The 6,296-nt window shown below is 72.3% G+C and carries 4 protein-coding genes; 1 reads left to right on the forward strand and 3 read right to left on the reverse strand.

Annotation, left to right across the window (positions count from 1 at the left end):
* Nucleotides 1–2,395, reverse strand: a 2,395-nt coding sequence (locus SACSA_RS21860; protein ID WP_048876542.1) for a molybdopterin oxidoreductase family protein, incomplete at its 3' end; no start/stop codon positions are given.
* Nucleotides 2,396–2,931: 536 nt separating this feature from the next.
* Between SACSA_RS21860 and SACSA_RS0106825 the strand changes: the two genes are divergently transcribed.
* On the forward strand, nucleotides 2,932–4,065 hold the full coding sequence (locus SACSA_RS0106825) for a M23 family metallopeptidase (RefSeq protein WP_019814490.1): 1,134 nt from the start codon (nucleotides 2,932–2,934) through the stop codon (nucleotides 4,063–4,065).
* Nucleotides 4,066–4,157: 92 nt separating this feature from the next.
* Here SACSA_RS0106825 and mgtE read toward each other — a convergent pair whose 3' ends face one another.
* Both mgtE and SACSA_RS21865 read right to left on the reverse strand, forming a co-directional pair.
* On the reverse strand, nucleotides 4,158–5,489 hold the full coding sequence (gene mgtE, locus SACSA_RS0106830; RefSeq protein ID WP_028661626.1) for a magnesium transporter: 1,332 nt from the start codon (nucleotides 5,487–5,489) through the stop codon (nucleotides 4,158–4,160).
* 72 nt (nucleotides 5,490–5,561) lie between these two features.
* A partial coding sequence (locus SACSA_RS21865) for an HAD-IC family P-type ATPase (RefSeq protein WP_048876476.1) occupies nucleotides 5,562–6,296 on the reverse strand: 735 nt, incomplete at its 5' end.

A 6,296-nucleotide genomic window follows, 5' to 3' on the forward strand; every position in this document is an offset into this window, starting at 1 on the left:
CGGAGACGGGTCCGGCCGGCTCCGACGCGGTCGTGGTGGGGGCGGGCGCCGGGCCGTCACCGGGGCCGAGGCGGGTCACCGAGACCGCGACGACCTTGAGGTACGGCTGCTTGGACACCGGGTCCCACGCCGTGGGGGTCAACTCGTTCGCCGCGCGCGGGTGCCCGTCCGGGGCTGAGGCGTCCGCCGTGTCCCAGTAACCGTAGTGGAACGGGACGAACACGACGCCATCGCGGCCCCTGCCCACGCGCGCGGGCAGGTCGAGCACCCCGCGACCGCTGTCGACACGCACCACGTCGCCCTCGGCGACCCCGAGCTGTTCCGCGTCGGCGGCGGAGAGTTCCACCCAGGGGCGTGGCGCGGCCTCGTTCAGCGGCCTCGACCGCCCGGTTTTGGTGCGCGTGTGGAAGTGGTAGACGGTGCGCCCGGTCACGCAGGCGAAGGGACGTCGCTCGTCGGGCGTCTCGGGCGGGGCACTGTACGGCGCCGCCCGCAGGAACGCACGGCCGTCCGGCTGCGCCGCCCTGTACCGTTCGGGGCTGATCGCGGCGCCGGTGACCAGGTCGTGCCCGAACGTCTCGCACACTCCGGGGTCGGTGGGGAACACGCCGTCGGTGTAGAGGCGGTCGCAGCCGTCGGGGTGCTCGTCGTCGCACGGCCACGGGATACCGCGTGCGCGCAGCCGCTCGTACGAAAGGCCGGTGTAGTCGCACAACCTCCCGCGCGTGCACTCCTTCCACGCCTCGAACGCGCTCTCCGGGTCGTGCCATGGGATCAACGGGTCGCCCTCGGCGTTGCGAAGGTCCATCCGGCGTGCGTAGTCGAGGAAAATGTCCAGATCGGCGCGAGCCTCGCCGGGCGGGTCCACGGCCTTGTCGGAAAGGTGGACCGTGCGGTTGACGTTGGTGTAGCAGCCCTGTTTCTCGCCCCACAGCGCGGCGGGCAGGACCACGTCGGCGTATTCGGCGGTCTCGGTGCGGAACCCGTCCTGCACCACCACGAACAGCTCCTCGCGGCGCAGGATCTCGCGCACGCGCTCCAGTTCCGGCAGCGACACGGCGGGGTTCGTGCCCGAGATCCACAGGAAGCGGATCGAGCCCTGCTCGGCGTAGCGCCAGATCTGCATGGCGTGCGTCGGCTGGGACCAGTGCGGGATGGTCAGCGGGTCGACCTTCCACAGCTCGGCCAGCTCGCGCACGTGGTCCGGGTTGTGCCAGTTGCGGAATCCGGGCAGGTCGCCGTCCGCGCCGCACTCCCGCGTGTTCTGTGCGGTCGGCTGGCCGTTCATCTGCAACACCCCGTTGCCGGGTGAGCCGAGGCGCCCGGTCAGCAGGTGCAGGTTGTTGACCTGGCAGGACGCGGCCGTGGCCTGGTGCGACTGGTAGAACCCCTGAAGCACTGTGGACAGTACCCGGCCCCCGGTGCCGAACAGCCTGGCCGCGGCGCGGACCTCGTCGGCGGTGACACCGCAGAGTTCGGCCACGCGCTCGGGGGTGTACTCGCGCACCTGCTCGGCGAGATCGTCGTAGCCGACCGTGTGCGCGTCGACGTAGGCCTGGTCGACCCACCCGTTCGCGATGATCTCGTGGACCAGCCCGTTCATCAGCGCCTGGTTGGTCCCCGGCAGCGGGGCGAGGTGCACGCCGCCGGTCTGCTCGGCGGCTTCGGCGACCCGGGTGCGGCGCGGATCGACGGCGACCACGCGCGGCGGGTCGGCACCGGCGATCCGGTCGAGCACCCGCGCCCACAGCACCGTCTGTGTCTCTGCCATGTTGTGCCCGAAGCAGAACAGCGTGTCGCAGGCGTCGATGTCGGTGTAGCTGCCTGGCTGGCCGTCCGAGCCGAAGCTCTCCTTCATCGCGGCGGCGGCCGTGGCGGTGCACAACCGGGTGTTGCCGTCCATGTGCGGTGTGCCGAGCCCGCCCTTGCCCAGCACGGCGAGGGTGTAGTACTCCTCGAGGAAGAGCTGGCCCGTGGTGTAGAAGCCGTGGGAGAGCGGGCCGACCTCGCGCAGCAGGTCGGTGGAACGGCGCACCACGCGCTCCATGGCCGTGTCCCAGTCCGTTTCGACCAGCTCCCCGCCCTCGCGCACGAGAGGCCGGGTGAGCCGGTCGCGCCCGCTCCACTGCCACGACGCGTACAGGCCCTTCGGCCCCAGCCTGCCGTGGTTGACTACGTCGTCGGCTCGGCCCCGCACGCCGACCATCCGGCCTCCGGAGACGGCGATGTCGCAGCCGCAGCCGTTGCTGCACAGCACGCACGCCGACGGCACCCAGCGCTCGACGTCGGCCTCGGTGACCCCGTCCTCCAGCAGCGTGTCGACCCGCACCGGCCACGCGGTGTCCTTCGCGTGCGGGGTCCGGGTCCCCCACACGTCCGCGATCCGGTCCATCACACCTCCCGCTCCATGACGACGTCGCGTCGGTTCCGGGCCCGGATTCCCGGTGACGGCCGTCTCACACCTCGACGCGGTGAAGGAACATCACGCCCGAGCGGCACCCCGGGCACGCACGGTCGCGGCGCGGTCCGGACCGCCCGGTGCACCGGCACCCGGCGGCGCCGTCCACAGCGGACAGAGGATCGGACGTATTAGACACGCGTGCCGCGCTGCGGACACGGTGCGTGGCCGCCCGGTGCGCCGGCATGCGACGGCGGCCGAGGCCCTCCACATCAGACATGCCGGACACCGCGGACCGCCGAGCGTGACCGGGACCATACTCGCCCGACGCGAGACACGCCGCTGACCTGCGGAGAGTGCGCAGTCAAGCACCGAAACACCCTTAAACCTCGATTCGTGACCGAATCGTTGTGGCGAGCGTCAAGTTTTGTGGAGGGACCCCCGCGCCGCTGCGCATAGTCGCGGCAGCCCCGATCCAGGTGTGCGTCGGCCCCCCACCGGCGCACACTCCCCCGACACCATTGGAGTCGCACATGCGTGCGCGTCATGACCTCAGGCGTGCTGCCCCGATCGCGCTGCTCGCCTCTCTGACGCTGGTTTCCACACCGGGCGTCGCCGTCGCGGCGGCCGATGCGCAACCCGCACAGCCCCGCAACGCCCAGGTGCAACAGGCCGCCGCGGCGGCCCAGCCCTCACTCGACGACCAGATCGCCTCGGCCGAGAAGGCCCTGAAGGCGGCACAGGACAAGGAGGCCTCCGCCCGCGCGAAGCTCGACACCGCCACGCGGGAGCACGAGGAGGCCGCGAACCGGGCGGCCTCCGCGCGCGAGAAGGCCGAGCGCGCCGGTGCCGCGCTCGACAAGGCGCGGGCCCAGCTCGACCACGCCCGCACGAAGGTGGAGCAGCTCTCGGGAAGCCAGTTCCGGTTCGGCAGCCTCGTCGGCCCGATCGTCGGCTTCCTCGCCTCGAACGACTCGGCCGACGGCGCGACCTCCGCGCTGCTCGACGTGACCGGCAACAGCGGACTCGACCTGATCGAGAAGCCGCGCGCCGAGGTGGCGCAGAAGCGCACCGCCGACCAGCAGGCGCAGGCGGACCTGAAGCAGGCCCGCAACGCCGAGCGCAAGGCCGAGAACGCGCTGAAGGACGCGCGGAAGGCCCACGAGGCCACCGTCGCCGCCCGCGACGAGGCCCAGGTCGCTCTCGACGACCTGCACGCCACCAAGCAGGAGCAGCAGGCCGCTGCCCCACCGGCGGGCGGTGCCGCCGCACCCCAGGCCGCGCCCGGCTTCGCCAGGCCCGCGGAGGGCAAGTTCACCTCCGGGTACGGCGCCCGCTGGGGCACCTCGCACCTCGGCATCGACATCGCCAACGACATCGGGACGCCGATCCGCGCGGCGCACCCGGGCACGGTGATCTCCTCAGGGCCCGCGAGCGGCTTCGGCCTGTGGGTGCGTGTCCAGCGCGACGACGGCTTGATCACCCTGTACGGCCACATCAACGAGTCGCTGGTCTCGGTCGGCCAGGAGGTCGAGGCCGGTCAGCAGATCGCCACGATGGGCAACCGCGGCCAGTCCACGGGCCCGCACCTGCACTTCGGTGTGGTCGAGAACGGGTCCAAGATCGACCCGCTGCCCTGGCTCGCGGACCGCGGCATCACGTACTGAGCGGTCCTCCGGCCGGTGCGCGGGGGCACGCCACCGCGAGGCGGGAGCAGGACGCCCCGCTCCCGCCTCGCGGTACCACCCCCCGCCGCGCCTCAAAGCCCGAACACCAGTCGGGCGACGACGAAGTAGATCACCAGGCCGGTGGCGTCGACCAGGGTCGTCACCAGCGGCGCGGAGATCACGGCCGGGTCGATCCCGACGCGTTTGGCGATCAGCGGCATGGTCGAGCCGATGGTGGCCGCCCACGCGCACACCAGCACCAGCGACAGTGCCACGCTGGCGGCGACGGTGAACTCCACGATCAGCGTCCCGATCACCAGCCCCACCACGGCCAGCATCGCCCCGAGCACCAGCCCGACCCGGCATTCGCGCCAGGCCACCCGCAACACGTCTCTGGTGCGCACCTCCCCCACGGCCAGCGCCCGCACGGCGGCGGTCGCCGCCTGGGCGCCCGCGTTGCCCCCGGTGCCGACGAGCAGCGGGATGAACAGGGCCAGCGCGGTGATGCGGGCCAGCGTGTCCTCGAAGTACTGCAACACATTCACCGTGAGCGTGGCCGCCACGATGAGCAGCAGCAGCCACAATGCCCGCGACCGCGCCAGTTCGACCACGCTCGCCGACATGTAGTGCCCCGTCCACGGGGTCGCGGCCGACTGGCGGGCGATGTCCTCGGTGTCGGCGGCCTCGATGACCTCCACGGCGTCGTCGATGGTCAACAGGCCCAGCACCCGGTCCTCGCTGTCCACCACGGGCAGCGCGAGCAGGTTGGCGTCCTGCATCAGCCGCGCCGCCTCCTCCACGTCGTCGGTGGCCCGCACCCGGGGGGTCGAACCGTCCGCGATGTCGACCACGGGCAGGTCCGGTGGGCTGAGCACCAGATCACGTAGTGACACGGTGCCGAGGAAGCAGCGCCGCTCGTCGATGACCGGCAGGGTGTAGACGGTCTCGGCGTCGGCTCCCCGCTCGCGCACCACCGCCAGAGCCTGATCGGCGGTGAGCCGGTGCCGCACCGCGACCGTCTCCGGGCTCATGTACCGGCCGACGGCGTGCTCGGGATAGCCGAGCAGCGCCGCGGTGAGCCCGCGTTCCCGGGGGCTGAGGCCGGCGAGCACGTGCCGGGCGAACTTCGCAGGCGCCTCCCCGAGCAGACGGGCCCGGTCGTCCGGGTCCATCGCCTCGACCACGTCGCGGAAGGCCGTGTCGCGCAGGCCGGAAAGCACATTCTGCTGGTCGGCGGGGTCGAGCTCCTCGAACACCGTGAGGGCCCTGTCCTTGTCCAGCAGGCGGAACAGCAGCACGGCCTCGACGGGGTCGGCGCGGGCCAGCTCGTCGGCGATCTCGTGCGGCGCGTGCCCGGCGAGCCAGTCCTGCAGCCCCGTGATGTCGTTGGCGTCCAACAGATCCCGGGGAGCCTGTGCTGCCATGTCCCTCCTCACCGCCACACCCGGGGTACCACCCGGCTAAACGTGCCGGGTATCCCGGTGGAGTCAGCGCCGTCAGCGGAACGTGCGCAGGCGCAGGCTGTTGCTGACGACGAAGACCGAGCTCAGCGCCATCGCCGCACCGGCGATCATCGGGTTCAGCAGACCCGCCGCCGCCAGTGGCAGGGCGGCCACGTTGTAGGCGAAGGCCCAGAACAGGTTGCCCTTGATCGTGCCGAGGGTGCGCCGGGACAACCGGATGGCGTCGGCGGCCACGCGCGGGTCGCCCCGCACGAGGGTGAGGTCACCGGCCTCGATGGCCACGTCCGCGCCGGTGCCCATCGCGAGGCCGAGGTCGGCCTGCGCCAGTGCCGGGGCGTCGTTGATGCCGTCGCCGACCATCGCCACGACGCGGCCCTGGTCCTGAAGGTGCCGCACCCGCTCCACCTTCTGTTCGGGCAGGACCTCGGCGATCACCTCGTCGATGCCGACCTCGGCGGCCACGGTGCGCGCCACGGTCTCGTTGTCCCCGGTGAGCAGCACCGGGGACAGGCCGAGTTCGCGCAGGCGGGTGACGGCTTCGGCGGCGGTCGGTTTGACCGTGTCGGCGACGAACAGCACGGCCCGGACCCGCCCGTCCCAGGCCACGAGCACCGCCGTGCGGCCCTCGCGCTCGGCGGCGGCCTTGGCCTCGGCCAACTCGCCCGGCACGCGCAGGCTCCACTGCTCGATCAGGGCCTGCCGGCCCGCGAGCACCGCCGAGGAACCGACGATCCCCCGCACGCCGAGCCCTTCCACGTTGGCGAAGTC

Source organism: Saccharomonospora saliphila YIM 90502 (genome assembly GCF_000383795.1).
In the GTDB taxonomy this organism is placed as follows: Bacteria; Actinomycetota; Actinomycetes; order Mycobacteriales; family Pseudonocardiaceae; genus Saccharomonospora; species Saccharomonospora saliphila.

Bases quoted from the DNA above. Each gene is read 5' to 3' on its own strand.
- SACSA_RS0106825 (WP_019814490.1), top strand. From the start codon at position 2,932: ATGCGTGCGCGTCATGACCTCAGGCGTGCTGCCCCGATCGCGCTGCTC.
- mgtE (WP_028661626.1), bottom strand. From the start codon at position 5,489: ATGGCAGCACAGGCTCCCCGGGATCTGTTGGACGCCAACGACATCACG.